General features: G+C 73.3%; 15 protein-coding genes and 2 pseudogenes. 4 read left to right on the forward strand and 13 right to left on the reverse strand.

The annotated features are described in order from the left end of the window. Positions 1-9 precede the first annotated feature (9 nt). Both TR50_RS17985 and TR50_RS17990 read right to left on the reverse strand, forming a co-directional pair. The gene (locus TR50_RS17985; protein ID WP_052441067.1) at positions 10-636 is read right to left on the reverse strand and encodes a hypothetical protein; all 627 of its coding nucleotides are present in this window, start codon (positions 634-636) and stop codon (positions 10-12) included. Positions 637-728: 92 nt separating this feature from the next. Further along, entirely contained in the window at positions 729-1,349 is a 621-nt protein-coding gene (locus tag TR50_RS17990; protein WP_042422051.1) for a TetR/AcrR family transcriptional regulator, read from the reverse strand. Between the two features lie 137 nt (positions 1,350-1,486). On the opposite strand from TR50_RS17990, the gene TR50_RS17995 reads away from it, so the two are divergent. Then, positions 1,487-2,638, forward strand: coding sequence for an FAD-dependent oxidoreductase (locus tag TR50_RS17995; RefSeq protein WP_152648456.1), 1,152 nt, complete (start codon positions 1,487-1,489; stop codon positions 2,636-2,638). Between the two features lie 32 nt (positions 2,639-2,670). On the opposite strand, the gene TR50_RS18000 is transcribed toward TR50_RS17995, so the two are convergent. Next, the gene (locus tag TR50_RS18000) at positions 2,671-3,546 is read right to left on the reverse strand and encodes a polysaccharide deacetylase family protein (protein WP_052441068.1); all 876 of its coding nucleotides are present in this window, start codon (positions 3,544-3,546) and stop codon (positions 2,671-2,673) included. Between the two features lie 70 nt (positions 3,547-3,616). Beyond that, positions 3,617-4,591 carry a magnesium transporter CorA family protein gene (locus TR50_RS18005; RefSeq protein WP_042422054.1) on the reverse strand — a complete coding sequence of 325 codons (975 nt, stop codon included), beginning with the start codon at positions 4,589-4,591 and terminating at the stop codon, positions 3,617-3,619. An 89-nt stretch (positions 4,592-4,680) separates the two neighbouring features. On the opposite strand from TR50_RS18005, the gene TR50_RS18010 reads away from it, so the two are divergent. From TR50_RS18010 to TR50_RS18020, 3 genes are all read left to right on the forward strand, one after another. Beyond that, positions 4,681-5,274 carry a GNAT family N-acetyltransferase gene (locus TR50_RS18010; protein ID WP_042422063.1) on the forward strand — a complete coding sequence of 198 codons (594 nt, stop codon included), beginning with the start codon at positions 4,681-4,683 and terminating at the stop codon, positions 5,272-5,274. 117 nt (positions 5,275-5,391) lie between these two features. Continuing rightward, the gene (locus TR50_RS18015; RefSeq protein ID WP_152648457.1) at positions 5,392-6,114 is read left to right on the forward strand and encodes a thiamine pyrophosphate-binding protein; all 723 of its coding nucleotides are present in this window, start codon (positions 5,392-5,394) and stop codon (positions 6,112-6,114) included. Positions 6,115-6,159: 45 nt separating this feature from the next. Further along, positions 6,160-7,050: a transketolase family protein gene (locus TR50_RS18020; RefSeq protein ID WP_236654463.1), complete on the forward strand. Its 891-nt coding sequence runs from the start codon at positions 6,160-6,162 to the stop codon at positions 7,048-7,050. Between the two features lie 12 nt (positions 7,051-7,062). On the opposite strand, the gene TR50_RS18025 is transcribed toward TR50_RS18020, so the two are convergent. The 9 genes and pseudogenes from TR50_RS18025 to TR50_RS18065 form a co-directional block, all read right to left on the reverse strand. Further along, positions 7,063-7,473, reverse strand: coding sequence for a hypothetical protein (locus TR50_RS18025; RefSeq protein WP_042422066.1), 411 nt, complete (start codon positions 7,471-7,473; stop codon positions 7,063-7,065). An 89-nt stretch (positions 7,474-7,562) separates the two neighbouring features. Then, on the reverse strand, positions 7,563-9,107 hold the full coding sequence (locus TR50_RS18030; protein ID WP_042422068.1) for an MFS transporter: 1,545 nt from the start codon (positions 9,105-9,107) through the stop codon (positions 7,563-7,565). Positions 9,108-9,165: 58 nt separating this feature from the next. Continuing rightward, the gene (locus TR50_RS18035; protein ID WP_042422071.1) at positions 9,166-9,729 is read right to left on the reverse strand and encodes a TetR/AcrR family transcriptional regulator; all 564 of its coding nucleotides are present in this window, start codon (positions 9,727-9,729) and stop codon (positions 9,166-9,168) included. A 101-nt stretch (positions 9,730-9,830) separates the two neighbouring features. Continuing rightward, positions 9,831-10,448 (reverse strand): annotated as a pseudogene (locus TR50_RS18040) (aldo/keto reductase); the annotation flags it as partial. 180 nt (positions 10,449-10,628) lie between these two features. Further along, complete coding sequence (locus tag TR50_RS18045) at positions 10,629-11,321, reverse strand: hypothetical protein (RefSeq protein ID WP_052441069.1); 693 nt, start codon at positions 11,319-11,321, stop codon at positions 10,629-10,631. Further along, positions 11,318-14,767: a DEAD/DEAH box helicase gene (locus TR50_RS18050; protein WP_042422073.1), complete on the reverse strand. Its 3,450-nt coding sequence runs from the start codon at positions 14,765-14,767 to the stop codon at positions 11,318-11,320. Before TR50_RS18050 ends, TR50_RS18045 begins: the two co-directional genes overlap by 4 nt. Before the next feature lie 165 nt (positions 14,768-14,932). Then, on the reverse strand, positions 14,933-15,328 hold the full coding sequence (locus TR50_RS18055; RefSeq protein WP_042422075.1) for a cell division protein SepF: 396 nt from the start codon (positions 15,326-15,328) through the stop codon (positions 14,933-14,935). Positions 15,329-15,717: 389 nt separating this feature from the next. After that, positions 15,718-16,269 carry a DinB family protein gene (locus tag TR50_RS18060; protein ID WP_042422077.1) on the reverse strand — a complete coding sequence of 184 codons (552 nt, stop codon included), beginning with the start codon at positions 16,267-16,269 and terminating at the stop codon, positions 15,718-15,720. 80 nt (positions 16,270-16,349) lie between these two features. After that, positions 16,350-16,726, reverse strand: a pseudogene (locus TR50_RS18065) (MFS transporter); the annotation flags it as partial.

Below are 16,726 nucleotides of genomic sequence, written 5' to 3' on the forward strand. Positions count from 1 at the left end.
CGGGAGCTCCTAGTAGAAGCCGTGGAACGGGACGACGGACAGCGCCGCGCCGAGCGCGGCCGCGAGGAGGCCGGCCCGGACGCCGCCCCAGCCGTGGCCGGCGGGCGGCGACGACGGCGCGGGCGCGGTCAGGCGGGTCTCCGACGGCGCGCTGTCGATCCTCGCCTGCGCCACGTGCGCGGCGAAACCGGCCGGCGGGCGGGGGTGGACCCGGACCTCCCAGGGGTGCGCGGCGTCCTGGTCCACCACGACCGTGCGACCGACCCGGAAGTCGTCCAGATCCATCAGGTTCACCACCGCCGAGGCGTCGACGCGGCACCCGGGGCGGCCGTCGGGCGCGACGGTGAGGTCGAGGCGCAGCGGAACGTCCGGTCCGTCACCGACGGCGCGGACGGATTCGATCCGCGCCATGACGGTCTCCCAGCGGGGTGGTTCGACGGCCGCCGTCGAGGTGTGTCGCCGACGGCGTCCGGCCAGGAGCAGTCCGAAGGCGGCGATGCCCGTCCACGGCGCCAGGTTCGCCCCGACGACGATCAGTGTCACGCTCCAGCCCGTGTCCGCGGCCAGGACGCCGGCCACGATCCCCCCGGCCTCGACACCCAGCACGACGCACAGCAGCAACCCCACCCAGTACACGGCGCGTTCCTTCCCCTTCCCCTTCGGCCTCCCTGGCCGGCGTGCGCAGCCTACTGGTGGGACGTCACGGCTCGGCCTTCGCGGGTCGGACGTCACGGCCTCGGGGAGATGGCCGCCCAGCCCTGCTCCAGGAGGTCGAACGCGCGGGTCACGGCCTCGGCGGAGTCCCCGTCCCAGGCGATCCGGGGTGCTTCGAGGGCGAAGTGCGCGAGGGCGGCGCAGGCCGGGTCGTCGGTCGGTCGGCCGGTCTCCTCGGCGATGGCGCGGGCGAGGGCGGTCTCGTGACGCAGCCACATCCGCTGGGCGTAGTCGCGCAGGGCGGGGGTCTCCTCGACCAGTCGGCTGAACGCGGCGAACCCGGGGTCGCCGTCCACGGTGGGGATGCGGTGGCGCAGCGCGTGCTCGCGCAGGGCCGCGGGGACGGACTGGCCCGCGGCGCGTTCGCGTACGGAGGCGAGGAGCCGCTCCTCCTGGTCGGAGTCCTGGTCGAAGACCAGGGCCTCCTTGACGGGGAAGTGCTTGAACAGCGTGGTGGTGGACACGTCGACGGCGTCCGCGATCTCGCGGATGCCCACGTGTTCGTAGCCGCGTTCGAGGAAGAGGCGCAGGGCGGCGTCGGCCAGCGCCTGGCGGGTGGCGGCCTTCTTGCGTTCGCGGCGTCCCGGCGGTGTCGGACTCGGCGGCGGCGGCGCTGGGGGCGTGGTCTCGGGCATGCCGCCACTCTACGCTTGGGTTGAGCGAATTCAAAAGTTGTGTCGTTGCACTTTTTTCACGGGTGTGGTCTTCTGGGCCTACTGCACTTCGCTGACTCCCACTTCTTCCTCCACCTGCTCGAAAGGTGCGATCCGCCATGCCCCTCGCCCACCGAATCGCGATCATCGGCGCCGGTCCCGGCGGCCTGACCTGCGCCCGCATCCTGCAGCGCCACGGCGTCGAGGTCACCGTCCACGACCTGGACGCCTCCCCGGCCGCCCGGGACCAGGGCGGCACCCTCGACATGCACCCCGAGTCCGGGCAACTCGCCCTGCGACGTGCCGACTTGTGGGACGAGTTCACCGGCCTCGCCCGCCCTGATGGGCAGCAGATGCGCCTGGTCGGCCGCGACGGCCGCATCCTGTTCGACCACGTCCCCGACGAGGGGGACGACGCGCAGGGGAGTCCCGAGATCGACCGCGGGCAGCTCCGCGCCCTGCTCCTCGACTCCCTGGATCCCGGCACCGTGCGCTGGGGGCACAAGCTCACGCGCGTCGAGCCGCTCGACGGGGGCGGCCACCGCCTGCACTTCGACGGGCGCGGCAGCACGGAGACCGATCTCGTCGTGGGCGCGGACGGAGCGTGGTCCCGGGTGCGCCGCCTGCTGTCCGCCGCCGAGCCGGTCTACACCGGCGTCACCTTCGTCGAGACCGGCCTCGACCGCGCCGACCTGCGGCATCCGCGCCTTGCCGCGCTCACCGGCCGCGGCACCATGATGGCCCTGGACGACAGCAAGGGGTTCGTCGCCCAGCGCAACAGCGGAGGCCATGTCCGCGTCTACGTCGGCATGCGCACCCCGCAGGACTGGCACCGGCGGCGCGGCGTCGACCTGGCCGACCACGACGCCGTGCGCCACGCGCTCCTGGCGGAGTTCGCGGGCTGGAGCGACGACCTGCTCGGCTTCATCACCGAGACGGACACCGGCTACACCAACCGGCCCCTGTTCGCGCTGCCCGTCCCGCACATCTGGGAGCACCGGCCGGGCGTCACCCTCCTCGGCGACGCGGCGCACCTGATGTCCCCGTTCTCGGGCATGGGCGCCAACCTCGCCATGCTCGACGGCGCGGACCTCGCCCACACCCTCATCGCCGAGCCCACCCTGGACGCGGCGGTCCGCGCCTACGAAGCCGTCCTGCGTCCGCGCTCGCTCGCCGCGGCGGAGGGGGCCGCCGAGGGCATCGCCGGCGCCTTCGCGCCGGACAGCGCCGCCCAGACGCTCGCCCACATGAGCCGCTTCGCCGAGGCGTAGCGCCCACGCGCAGCGCTCAGCTCAGGCAGCGCTCAGACGTAGTGGGTGATGTCGGCGACGGTGAAGCCCTGGGCCTGGATGTGCCGGTAGAGGTTGGCCATCATCTGCACCATCGTCTCGCCCTTGAGCTGGGCGGGCCCGCGGAAGTGACACAGGATGATGTCGCCGGGCCGGAGCAGGTGCGACGCGCCCTGGTACTGCATGTCGTGGATCTCCATCGACTCCTTCCACAGCATCATGCCCTTGAGGCCGGCCCCCCTGGCCGCGGCGACGGTCGCCGCGTTGTAGTTGCCGCCCGGGGGACGGAAGAGGTACGGCGTGGTGCCGTACTCCCGGTGCAGCTTGACCTGCTGTCCGGCGATCTCCTCCAGCTGGCGCTGGGCGGACAGGCGGGGCATGTCCAGCGGATGGGTGAGGGTGTGGTTCTGGATCGAGACGAAGCCCGTCGCGTGCAGTTCGGCGAAGTAGCGGTAGTCGTCCTTGATGAGCGTGTCGGCGAGGCTGAGGGTCAGCGGGACCTGGAAGTCCTTGACCATCTGGATGAAGGCCGGGTCCTTCTCGACGCCGTCGTCGATCGTGACGAACACGACCTTGTCCGTGATCGGCACCCGGGAGAAGACCTGCGGGTGCGCCGCGCTCAGCACGATCGGCTTGTGGGCGGGCGGCGGGGGAGCCGGGGCGAACGGCTTGAGTCCCGGATAGCGGCGCGCTATCAGCTCGGCGTCCACCCCGCCGCCGGCGGCGGCGGTCGGGCTCGGCGACGCGCCGGAGGTCGCGCGGTCCCCGCTCGTCGCCTTCGGCGTGCCGCCGCCCCCGCAGGCCGCGGTGAACGAGCCCAGAGCGGCCAGGCTGACCGCGCCGCCCAGGAGACGCCGACGGGACCAGGACGAGGCGGATGCATGGCTCACACTCAGAGGACTCACAGAACCAGAGCATGTCAGGATCGGTCATTGCCGATCAACTCACCCCCCGGTTGCGTCAGATCCAGTCACGACGTTTGAAGCCCCAGTAGAGCACCGCCGAGATCACCACCATGACGACGCTGGAGACGACGAAACCCCACTCCTTGCCGAATCCGGGGTAGGGGACGTTCTGCCCGTAGAACCCGGTGATCGCGGTCGGGACGGCGATGATCGCGGCCCAGCTGGTGACCTTCTTCATGATCAGGTTCATGCGGTTGCCCTGGACGGTCAGGTTCGTCTCCATGATGGAGCCGACCAGGTCGCGCAGTGACTCGGTCCACTCGGTGGCCCGCAGGACGTGGTCGTAGACGTCCTGGTAGTACGGGACCATCGGCTCGGCGACGATGTGCAGATCGCGGCGGAGCAGCGAGTTCACCACCTCCCGCATCGGCAGTACCACCCGGCGCAGGTGCACCAGCGTCTTGCGGGACTCGAACGAGCGGCGCTGCACCTCCTGGATCTGCCGCCGGCCCTCCTCGAACAGCAGGTCCTCCAACTGCTCGATCCGGTCGTCGAGATCCTGGACGGCGGCGAAGTGGCCGTCGACCACGACGTCGAGCAGCCCGTAGAGCAGGAACCCGACCCCGTAACGGGCCAGCTCTGAGGCGTCGTCCCAGCGGGCGACGACCGCCTCGATGTCGAAGCGGTCGTCGGAGCGGACCGTGATCAGCGCGTTGGCGGTGATGAACGCCGAGATCCCGATGGTGTTCAGCCCGTCGCCGTCCGGCTCGGGGCAGACCGCGTAGGTACTTAGGAAGGAGTGGGTCCGGTAGTGGTCCAGCTTGGGGCGCTGGTGTTCGTGGCGGGCGTCCTCGATCGCCAGCTCGTGCAGCCCGAACTCCTCGGAGATCATGGCGAAGTCCTCCGGCGTCGGTGAGCACAGGTCGAGCCACACCACCGCGTCGGGATCGCCCACGTAGTCGGAGATGTCCGCGGGGGGAAAGTCCTCCAGCGCCAGATTGCCGTCCCGGTACAGCCGAGTCCTCGCCATACCGCCACGATACGGGCGCGGGCGGCCTCCCCTGCGGCTCCGGGCGTCGCCGCGGAGTGCCTCGCCCCGGGCTTTGGCATGATGCTCGGATGATCGTTCCGATCCCTCCCGTCGTTCCCCCGGGCCGGATGGGCGGGGCCGACCAGCCCGTGTTCGGCCTCGCCTCCGGCCTCGAGGTGCGCCCGTGGCGCGTCGACGACGCGGAGGTCCTCGCGCAGTCATGCCTGGACCCGGACGTTCAGCAGTGGAACCGGCCGGGAAGCCTCACCGTCCCCGAGGCGCGCGACCGGATCGCCCGATGGCGGAAGCAGTGGCAGGAGGAAGCGGCGGCGATCTGGGCGATCGCCGAGCCCCGCGGGGAGAGCCCGGTGGGCCTGGTCGGTCTGGGAGACGTCGATCTCGCGGCGGGCGGCGCCGAGTTCCTCTACTGGCTCCTCCCCGCCGGCCGTGGCCGAGGGGTCATGGTGGACGCGGTCGTCCGGGTCAGCCGCTGGGCCGTCGACGACCTGGGGTTGCACCGCCTGCGCATCACCCACTCCGTCGCCAACGCGGCCTCGTGCCGGGTGGCGGCGGAGGCCGGCTTCGCCTTGGAGGGGACGATGCGCAGCGCCCTGCTCCACGCCGACGGCTGGCACGACGAGCACCTGCACGCCCGCGTCGCAGGCGACGCCTGGCCGCGCTGACGGTTCACGCCGCGCTCACCAACCGCGCCTGATCGCCCACCAGCTCTGGATGGTGCGGGCTGGTGCCGGGCGGTGGCCGCTTGACTTCAAGCGGACTTGAAGTTGCACGCTCTTGCCATGACGCTGACCACGGCAGAGGCCGACACGCACACCTACCCGCACGCCCGCACCTTCGACGACCTGCCCGGCCTGATGGGCCGGATGACCGGGGCGGACAAGCACGGCCCCGCCGCGAGTTCGACCCTGGACGTGCTGTGGGTCCTGTACGACCGGGTGCTGCGGATCGCCCCCGAGGCCGCCGACGACCAGGCGAGGGACCGCTTCCTGCTGTCCAAGGGCCACGGACCGATGGCCTACTACGCGGTGCTCGCCGCCAAGGGGTTCATCGCGCCGGAACTGCTGGAGACCTTCGGCGGCTACGACTCCCCGCTCGGCCACCACCCTGACCGGACCCTGATCCGCGGCGTGGAGATCGGCAGCGGCTCGCTCGGCCACGGGCTGCCGCTCGGGGTCGGGACCGCGCTGGGCCTGCGGGCGCAGGGGCTGATCGACCCCGCCGTGTGGGTCCTGGTCGGCGACGCCGAGCTGGACGAGGGGAGCAACCACGAGGCGATCGCCTACGCCGGCGCGGTCAGGCTGGACCGGCTGCACGCCGTCGTGGTCGACAACCAGTCCGCCACACACGGCTGGTACGGCGGGATCGCCTCGCACTTCGCCGCCGCGGGCTGGTCGACGGCGACCGTCGACGGCCGCGACCACGCCGCGCTGTACGAGGCGTTCACCCAGCCGCACCCGGGACGGCCGCACGCGGTCGTCGCCGTCGTCGAGCCCAAGAACTGAACCGAACGGGGGATTCCTGCCATGACCACTACCGTTGCTGCGACCATGCGTGACCGATTCATCTCCACCGCGAGCACCCTCCTCGACGAGGACCCGCGCCTCGCGGTCGTGCTCGCCGACATCTCCGCCACCGGCTTCGACGCCGCGGCCGCGGCGCACCCCGACCGCGTGATCAACGTCGGGATCCGGGAGCAGCTGCTCATCGGCGCGACCGGCGGCCTCGCGCTGACCGGCGTCCGCCCGATCGCCCACACCTTCGGCAGCTTCCTCGTCGAGCGCCCCTTCGAGCAGGTCAAGCTGGACCTCGGGCACCAGGGCGTCGGCGCGGTCCTGGTCAGCGCGCTCGGCTCCTACGACTGGCCGGCCGGAGGCCGTACCCACATGTCGCCAGCCGACGTCGCCCTGCTCGACACCCTGCCCGGCTGGACCGTCCACGTGCCCGGCCACCCCGACGAGGCGGAGCTGCTGCTGCGCGACGCGGCCGCCGCCGACGGCCTCGTCTACGTGCGCCTCTCGCTCCAGCAGAACGCCGAGGCCCGGCCGATCACCCCCGGCCGTTTCCTGACCGTCCGTCAGGGCCGCGGCGGCCCGGTCGTGATCGCGGTCGGCCCGGTGCTCGACGACGTCCTCGCGGCCGTCGCGGGGCTGGACGTGACGGTGCTCTACGCCTCGACGGTCCGGCCCTTCGACTCCGCCGCGCTCCGTGGCGCGCTCGCGGACCGCGCGAACGCGGACGTGGTCGTCGTCGAGCCCTACCTCGCGGGCGCCTCGACCCCGTTCGTCGCCGAGGCCCTCGCCGACCGCCCGCACCGTGTCCTCGGCCTCGGCGTCTCCCGTCAGGAGCTGCGGCACTACGGGACGATGCAGGAGCACATCGCCGCCCACGGCCTGGACGCCCGCTCGCTCCGCGAGCGGATCAGCGCCTGGGCTGTCTAGTGCCGCGCGGCACTAGCGGCGGCCGCGCCATCGCGCCAGGAAGTCGCCGACGGTGCCCAGATCCCCGCGCAGCGCCGGCGGCACCAGCGCACGCGGACGGTTGAAGCGGTACACCGTCCCGGTGAGAACCGAAGCGACGACGGCCACCAGGAAGAGCAACAGCACGACCGGAGCGCAGAGAGCCGCGAGGACCCCGTGGAGGTGGTTGTAGCCGTCTGCCAACACCACGAATCCCAGCCCCGCGTCCAGGGCCAGCGTCATCGGGAGGCTCATCCGAAGGTAGCTGCGGCGGTTGCGCTCGGACCAGGAGCCGGGTGCGCGCTGGGCGACCTCCGGCGTGACGTTCCAGCGACGCTTCGCCACCACGTAGGTCCGGGCGACGAAGGCCGCCCACAGCAGGATCCACAGCACCCAGACGACCACGTGACTCTCCCCCCTGAAAGCACGTCAGCTCGCCAAGTATGCGCGGCTGCCGACCCGGTGGCCAGAGGTGTGGCAGCGGGGAGTGCGCGTCAGCGCTTGGTGCGGCTGCGCAGGAGGAACCAGACCAGTGCCGCCGCGGCGACCAGCAGGCCGCCGGAGAGCAGCGCGGCGACGTTCAGCCCGTGGACGAACGAATCCTGCGCCGCGCGCAGCAGCGACTCGCCCTGGCCGGCCGGCAGGGTACGGGAGGAGTCGACCGCGCCGCCGAGCGAGTTGCGGGCGGCGTCGGACGTGCCCGCCGGGAGCCCGGACCGGTAGATCGCCGTCGTCACGGTGCCGACCAGCGCGATGCCCAGCGCCGTGCCCAGTTCGTACGCCGTCTCTGAGACGGCGGAGGCCGCACCGGCCTTCGTGGCCGGGGACGCGTCCAGCACCATCGTCGTGGACAGGGCGTAGATGATGCCCTCGACCATGCCGATCGCCGCGAACGCGACACCGATCACCAGGTAGGGCGTCGAGGCGTCGAGCCAGCCGAGTACGCCGATGCCGAGGCCCATCGCCAGCAGCGCGGCCGCCAGCGCACGGCGGTGCCCGGCGCGCGACGCGAGCCGTGCGGCGACCAGCGCGCCGAGCGTGGAGCCGGCGAAGGCCGGCATGTCGGCGAGCCCGGCGACCAGCGGCGAGTAGCCGCGGACCAGCTGGAAGTACTGGGCCAGGAAGAAGACGACGCCGGAGAGCCCGATCAGGGCGATCAGCGCGGCCAGCACGGCCGCCGTGAAGCGGCGGTTCGAGAAGAGCCGCACGTCCAGCAGCGGCATCGGCAGCCGCAGCTGACGACGCCAGAAGGAGGTCAGGCAGACGACGCCGAGGACGCCGGCGATCCAGACGTCAGGCCGGAGGAGGCCCTCGACCGCGCCCTCCTTGACGGCGTAGACCGCGCCGATGATGCCGACCAGCGACAGGCCCACGCTCGGCAGGTCCCACGCGCCCGGCTTCGGGTCACGGGACTCGGGCAGCAGGCGGGCGCCCAGCACCAGCAGCAGCAGTACCAGCGGCACGTTGATCAGGAAGACGGATCCCCACCAGAAGTGCTCCAGCAGCACACCGCCCAGCAGCGGCCCTGCTGCCGCGCCGGCGGTCGCCGCGGCGCCCCAGATGCCGATGGCGCGGGCGCGCTCGCGGTCGTCGGGGAAGAGGGTGCGGATCAGCGACAGCGTGGACGGCATGATCGTCGCGCCGGCGACGCCCAGCAGGGCGCGGGCGGCGATCAGCCAGCCGGCGCTCGGGGCGTAGGCGGCCAGCAGCGAGGCGACGCCGAAGGCGGCCGCGCCGAGCAGCAGCAGCTTGCGGCGGCCGACACGGTCGCTGAGCGAGCCCATGCTCACCAGCAGACCGGCGATGACGAAGGAGTAGCTGTCGCCGATCCAGAGCAGCTGCGGCGCGGAGGGGTCGAGGCTCTCGCTGATGAAGGGCAGCGCGAGGACCAGCACGGTGGCGTCGACGGCCACCAGGAGCACGGCCAGGACAAGGACCGCGAGCGCGGTCCAGCGGGTGCGCGGGCTGCCCGCGGGCGCACCCGGGCGGTTATATCGGTAGGCGGAAGTGGTCTGCGGCACGGTCATGTCCGTGGTCATCGGAGGTTCTCGGTCCTGGTGGCAGGGAAGCGTGGTGGGTGGAGCGGAGTGGAGGGGATCAGTCGGCGGAGCCGGGCTGGTCCCGGCGGACCGCGCCGCCGAGGAAGAGTTCGGTCAGCGCGCGGTTGCTCTCGCGGTGGGCGAGGCGTCCGTCCTGGACGGCCCAGCCGACGCCGGCGAGCAGATCGAAGAACGCCTCGCTGAGCCAGGAGGCGGGCAGCTCGATCCGGAACGCGCCCGACTGCTGGCCGCGCAGGAACAGCGCGGCGACGCGGGCGTCGACCCGGTCCCAGGCGTCGTTGATCGCGTCGTCGTCGAAGAGGCGGCTCTCGCCGGAGATGAAGGCGACGAGCTGGGCGTGCGGAATCAGCGCGTCCGCGAGCCGCCGCACCGCGGCGACGGGATCGCCCTCGTCGATGGTGGCGGCGTCCAGCGCGGCCTCCATCCGGGCCAGGGCGAGCGCGCCGATCTCGTGGATCAGCGCCTCGCGGCCGGGGAAGAGGCGGTGCAGCGTGGCCCGGCTGATGCCTGCGGCGCGCGCGAGCTCGTCCATCGCCGCGGTGGGCTGCCGCGAGAGCAGCCCGACGGCGGCGAGGAGGACGGATTCGCGATCGGTGGCCATGGAGCAATGGTATATCAACTGAGACAGTTCTGTCTCATGAGAATCTTGGCTGTCTTGCCATTGGCGACTTGTTGACTCGCCAGCCGTTGTCCCGACGGCCGTCAGCGGGCGACGTCCCCCCGGTGCGCCGCGTTCAGGACGGAGAGCTCCCCCGGGGACAGGCGCAGCCCGGCGGCGGCGACGTTCGCCTCCAGGTGCACGGGGTCGCCCGTGCCCGGGATGGCCAGCACGTGCGGGCCCTGGTGCAGCGTCCAGACGATCCGCAGCTGGGCGGTGCTGACCCCGCGCTCCTCCGCGAGAGCCCGGAGGGCCTCGGGCTCGGCGCCACCCGCGCCCCTCTCCCGCCCCGCGCCCGCGATCGCGTAGAAGGGGACGAACGCGATGCCCTGCTCGCCGCAGAGGCGCAGCAGTTCGTCCTGGTCGGCGGAGGCGGCGCCGAGGCCGAACGGGTTCTGCACGCAGACCACCGGGGCGATCTCCTGGGCCTCGGCCAGGTGGTGCGGCCGGATGTTGGACAGGCCAAGGTGGCGGATCAGCCCCTTCGTCCGGAGATCCGCCAGCGCGCCGAAGCGCTCGGCGATCGGGCCGTCGCCGAGGATCCGCAGGTTGACCACGTCGAGATGGTCACGGCCGAGCTGGCGCAGCTTCTCCTCCACCTGCCCGCGCAGCTGCTCCGGTCCGGCGTGCGCGATCCAGGCTCCGGAGGGGTCCCGGCCGGGAATGATCGCCGCCCGGTGGTGCGGACGCCATCGATTAAGCCGGGCTCGAGCCGTCGAGGCTCCGGGACGGCCCGACGCGGCCCGCTGCCGCCCGACGCGGCCCCGAGGCGGAGCAGCCGGCGCGACGCAATCGGCCCCAGCTGATGCCGCCCTTGCCGAGAGGCGTCCGCTGACGCGCGCTCAGTCCTCCGTCATCGCCTGGTAGAGCCGTCGCAGCGCGCGGTCCAGCGGGCGGCCGTGCAGGGTGAGACCCGTCGGACCCAGCTCGTCGAGGGCCGGGGCGGCCGGGAGGTCGTCGCCGCCCGGAGCGGGATAGGGGGCCGGTTCGGTCCAGAAACCCGCCGGGGTCGGGGTGAGCGGCTCCGGGCCCGACGGGGTCGGCGTCCGCCGCAGGTGGGCGAGCACCCGGACGCGGTCGCGGCCGCGCCAGCGCAGCAGCAGGAACGGGTCCTGGTCGAAGAGCAGGGCCAGCGCGCCGAGCAGCGCCGCGACGTGCCGGCAGACGGCCCCGTCGGGGCCCCCGGTCCGGCCGCAGGCGCAGTCGAGGGTGAGCTCCGCTGCCCGCGCGGGCAGCAACGGCAAGCCCACGCCCGCCAGCAGGGCGTCCGTGTCCGGCGGGAACTCGTCGGCGAGCAGCCGGCGACGGACCGGCGCCAGGGCCTCCTCGGCGAGCCGCCACTGCTCGGCGTCGAAGACGGCGAGATCCGCCCACACGTCCACCCCGCCGACACGCCCCCGCGCCGAGCCCGGCGCGACGGACACCTCGCGCACCTGCGCCGAGCCGCCCGCCTCGCGCATCTGCGCCGCGTACAGGCCGACGCCCAGGGACTCGACCCGGGCCAGGAACCGCTCCGACCACGGCAGCACGCTCACAGCTCGCTCACCGCCTCCTCCGCCAGGGCCAGCACGTCCGCCAACGCGTCGGGGGAGAGGGCCGTCAGGACCTCCAGCACGCCCGCGTCGGCCGGCAGGCCGCCGCCGATCACCGCGTCGGCCAGCGCCCGCTTGGCGGTGAGGAGTTCGTCCACCCGCTCCTCCACCGTGCCCACGCACACCAGCCGCCGCACCTGGACGTCGCGGCGCTGACCGATCCGGAAGGCACGGTCGGTGGCCTGCTCCTCGACGGCCGGGTTCCACCAACGGTCCAGGTGCACCACCTGGTTGGCGGCCGTCAGGTTCAGGCCGGTGCCGCCCGCCTTGAGCGAGAGCAGGAAGACCGACGGCTCCCCGTCCTCCTGGAAGGCGTCCACCATCGTGCGCCGCTCGGGCTCGGGCACGCCGCCGTGCAGGAACCGGACCCGGCAGCCGAGGCGGCGGCGCAGATAGGGCTGGAGCAGCCTGCCGAACTGCGCGTACTGCGTGAAGCAGAGCGTGCTGTCGCCCTCCGCCAGGGCCTGCTCCAGGATCTCCTCCAGCAGCGCCACCTTGCCGGAACGCCCCGCGACGCGCACCGCGCCGCCGCGCGCTCCCTCGCCGGTGAAGAGGGCCGGATGGTCGCAGACCTGCTTGAGCCTGGTCAGCGCGGCCAGCACCGAGCCGCGCCGCTCCAGATCCCGCGTGTAGCCGAAGCCCTTGATCCGCTGGAGCAGGCGGGTGACGACGGCGCGGTAGAGCGCGGCCTGCTCCACCGTGAGATTGCACAGCACCGTCATCTCCTGCTTGCGCGGCAGCTCCGCCGCGATCGCCGGATCGGTCTTGACGCGGCGCAGCACGAACGGCTCGGTCCGGCGGCGCAGCAGCGCGGTGGCGCGCTCGCTGGCGTTGCGCTCGATGGCGACGGCGTAGCGCTCCTTGAACTGTTCGGCCGTGCCGAACAGACCGGGGTTCGCGAAGTCGAGCAGCGAATGCAGATCCGCCAGGCGGTTCTCGACCGGCGTGCCGGTGAGTGCGACGCGATGCGCGGCGGGCAGCGCCCGCACCGCGCGGGACTGCAACGTGGCGGCGTTCTTCAGGTGCTGGGCCTCGTCGGCGACCACCCGGTGCCAGGGGACGGTGCGCAGCGCGGTGAAGTCGCGGGCCGCCAGGCCGTAGGTGGTGAGCACGACGTCGGCCCCCAGCGCGGCCTCCCGCACCCGCGCCGGGCCGCCGCGCCGCGCGCCGTGGTGCACGTGCACGCGCAGCATGGGCGCGAAGCGCGCACACTCGCGCTCCCAGTTGCCGAGCAGCGACATCGGCACGACGACGAGCGTCGGCGCGCCCGGCGGAGTGACACCGCCTTCGCCTGCGGCTCCGCCGTACTCGGCCGCCAGGAGGGCGAGGGTCTGCACGGTCTTGCCGAGACCCATGTCGTCGGCGAGCACGCCGCCGAGGCCCAGGCGTGCGAGCTGGGCGAGCCAGGCCACGCCGTCGTGCTGGTACGGGCGCAGCTCCGCGGTGAATCCCCCGGGCAGGGCGACGGGCGCGGGCGGGGCGTCGGCCGTCCGCGCACCCTCGCCCGACAGGCGGGCGATCAGCTCGCGCAGCCGGCCCTCGACCTCGACGGCGAGGACGGGAAGCCCCGCGGGCTCGCGCGCGTCCAGCATCAGCCCGAGCACCTCCGACACGGCCATCTCCCCGGAGCCCTCCCGGGAGAGGAAGGCCGTGGCCGCGGCCAGCCGCTCAGGATCGGCCACCACCCAGCGGCCGCGCAGCTGCACGAGGGTGTCCTTCGCGTCCGTGAGCAGCGCCAGCTCCTCGACGGTCAGCGGCTCGCCGCCGAGGGCGAGCTGCCACTGGAAGGCCAGCAGCTCCTCCCGTCCGACCGTGCTCTCCTGCTCGACCACGCCCGCCTGGGCCGGCCGTGCCGCCAACAGCAGCCCGAGCGTGGGGGGTTCACGCCACCAGGTCGGCAACAACACCTCGAACCCCGCCTCGGCGAGCCGGGGCGCCGCCTCGCGCAGGAAGGAGAGGGCCTCCGCCCGGTCGAACCACCGGCCCTGCGGGCGTCCCTCGTCGGCGAGCGGGGCCAGCAGCGGATGCGCCCGCGCGGCGCGTCGCAACTCCAGGACGAACAGGCCCTCCGGCGCGGGCACCGTCTCCGCCAGCACCTCGGCCCCCGCGCGACCGGCCCACAGATCCTCCGCCGTGACGACGTGCGAGGGCTCGTCGGCGGGGGAGAGCAGCAGCTCCAGCCACCAGCGGTCCTCGTCCTCCTCGGCCTGCCCGAAGGGCTCGACGAGACGGAAGCCCAGCCGCAGCCCGCTGCCTGAGGCGCCCTCACCCGGCGCGCGCCAGTGCCGCAGGCGTTCGGCGAGCGGCCGCCACCGCTCGGCCGGGCCCGGCAGCGTGGCGTCCTCGGCGCGGAGCGCGGCGACGAACGCCGCGACGTCGGTGCCCTGCCCCGCCTCGACCGGCGCGGTCGCCACGCGCGCCCGTGCCTCCTCGTCCACGAGCACCCCGAGCAGCTCCTCCGCCAGCGCCCCGGCCCCCCGCCGCGCCCCGGCCTCCGCCCGGCACACGGGTGGACACGCGGCCACCAGCCCGGCCAACTCGCCCACATCCTCCTTCTGCGGCGCCGCCACCCACCGCGCCAACGCGCGGGACGACCCAGTCGCACGGGACGCGCCGGGGGAGGCGGGCGCCTCCGGCTCGTCCGCGTCCAGCCCCGTCCTGGCGGGCGCGGCGGCTCCGCCCCCTGGCGCTGAGTCGACTCCGGCGCCGGGGCCCAGCCCCTCACGCGGGGCCGGGTGGGACGCGTCGGCCTCGTCGTCCGGGCGGGAGGGCGCGTCGGCTTCCGGCCGGAGAGCGCCTGGCCCGCGGCCCTCGAGGTCGGCGGTCAGGGAGCTGTCGTCGCCGACTCCGTGGGCCGAAGGCCTGACGCCGCCCGGGAGGGTGATGCCGGGCAGGGCGCGGCCGCGGCCGGTCATGCGCCAGGCGAGGTCGTGGAGGGCGGTGAGCCAGCGCAGGGACGCGCCGTAGGCGGCCTCGACCGGGCCGAGGCCCGGGAGGTCGGGGTGGACCGCCTGGCGATCGGGGGAGTGGAGGGCGCCGAGAAGCTGTGCGGCCTGGCCGGGGGTGAACAGCAGGCTCGGGACCCGCCACGGCGTCAGCCGCGCCGCGGCACGGCGTTCGTGGGCCGAGGGGAAGGCGATCTCGGGGGACGGCACGGGTGTGCCCTCGGCGGTCGGGAGCAGGAGACGGGTGTCGTCCTCGTCGGCCTGCTCGGTGAGCCAGGCGAGGCCCGGCCCCACAGCCGACAGCAGCGCGCGCAGCGCCGCGGGGGGACAGGCGAAGGGGTGCAGACCCGCCTCCGCGTCCGGAGGGGCGATCGGGCGGGCGGCGTCCTCCGCCCACAGCGCGAGGCGCCGGTCCGCACGCCAGATGCCGTGCAGTGCGAACATCGCCTCACCCGCTCCCGGTCTGCCGGGGGACGGCTGCTCCGTCCCACTCCCGACCTGCAGCCTAAGCGGGTGTACTGACAGAATCCGCACCGCCGGGGCCGCGACGGGGGCACGGCGCCGGCGGCGTCCTCGCGTCGGGCTCCGGCAAGAGAGCCCGACGCGGAATCAGCTCTGGTTGTAGAAGCCGGAGTCGTCCGAGGCGTTGTCGATGACCATGACCTCGATCTCCGGCGGCGCGAGCAGGAAGACCCGGCGGGCGATCCGCTCCATCGTGCCGCGGGTGCCGAAGACCAGGCCGGAGGCGAAGTCGATCAGGCGCTTGGCGTCCGGATCCGCCATCTGGCTGAGGTCCATGATCACCGGAGTCCCGACGCGGACGTGCTCGCCGATCTCGCGGGCCGACTCGAAGCCGGTCGGGCGGACCTGGGTGATCTTCGGGGACAGCGGTGCCGCGTCGGGCTCCGGGGAGTCCCACGGCTCCTCGTAGTCCGGGACCGCCACCGGGTACCTCCCCGACGGCGACAGCCACCCGCGGTAGTCGTCACGCAGTGCTGCTCCCATGCCCAACCTCCCCATCTATCCTGCTGCCCCGTGTGTGCCCGCGATTCCGGTATCGAACCGGGCGTGGGCTGCTTCTTGCTGACGTGGTTTCCCACGATGCTGTCCGAGTATCGCATTGATCACCGACAAGGCACCCGTCCGGACGCCTCGCCGCGCCGTCTGTGTCAACCGTTCTGACGATTCATTCGGACGTGGCGGCGATTCAGCTGGTTCCACTCGAACAGTTATACGATTTCGCGTTCCCCGGATCTGCTGACTTCGATGCAGACCCGGTTTCGTGCGCGCCCATGAGGGCACATTCCGGACTCGTGGCGGTGCTTGTGGCCGTGCTCGTGCTCGTGGTCGTGCATGGCGATCGTGCTCGCGGTCCGTGGCGTCAGGGCGTCACGCTACTCGCCCGTGGCGCCGTCGATCCGTTCGCGGAGCAGGTCCGCGTGTCCGTTGTGGCGGGCGTACTCCTCGATCATGTGCAGGTAGATCCACCGCAGCGGCACCTGCTCGCCGCGACGCGTGCCGGTGTCGTCGAGCGTGCGCGCCCCGGCCAGCTCCCTGGCCAGCGCGACCTCCTGACGCCAGGTCGACACGGACGCCTCCGCGTCGGCCGTGTCGACGTCGTCGAAGTCGCCGTCCGGCGAGTGCTCGGTCCAGAAGTGCGCGGGCGCGTCCTGCCCGTCGAGCACGACGCGGAACCAGTACCGCTCCACGTCCGCCAGGTGGCGGACGAGACCGAGCAGCGACAGCGTCGACGGCGGCGCGGAGCGTTCGCGCAACTCGGCCGCGTCGAGACCGGCGCATTTGAACGCCAGCGTCTCCCGGTGCCACTCCAGGAAGCTTTCGAGCATGACCCGCTCACCCTGGAGGTAGGGCGGATCGGCCCGCTCGTCCTTGGCCGGAATGACGATCTGACGGTCCCTCGGGTCGAAGGAGTCGGAGGAACTCATGCGCCCTATGATTGCGGGCTCGGACGTTTTCCGGCCACGGATTTGTCGGATGAACCAGAAAGCGGCATATTCGAAATCGATCAGAGATTCGATTCGACTGCGTCGGACTCGCGCGCGCCGACGGTCCGGCCGCGCACCGACGCCCGCGGGGCCAGCAGCCGCGCGCCGGCGGCCAGCCCCAGCGTCAGGGCCGTCACCACGGCGAAGCTGACGCGCAGTGACGTCGCCTGGGCGATGGCGCCGACCGTCGCCGGGGCGATCAGGCCCGAGGTGTACGTCACCGTCGCCACCCCCGCGATCGCCCGGCTCGGGTTGTCGCCGCCGTGCCCGGCCGCCGCGAAGCAGAGCGGCACGACCACGGCGATGCCGACGCCCAGCAGTGCGAAGCCGGCGATGGCCTGCGCGGCGCCGCCGGCGGTGACGACCAGCAGGCCGCCCGCCGCGGCCAGCGCGCCGC

Origin of the sequence: Streptacidiphilus anmyonensis, assembly GCF_000787855.1 — a bacterium.
GTDB lineage: Bacteria > Actinomycetota > Actinomycetes > Streptomycetales > Streptomycetaceae > Streptacidiphilus > Streptacidiphilus anmyonensis.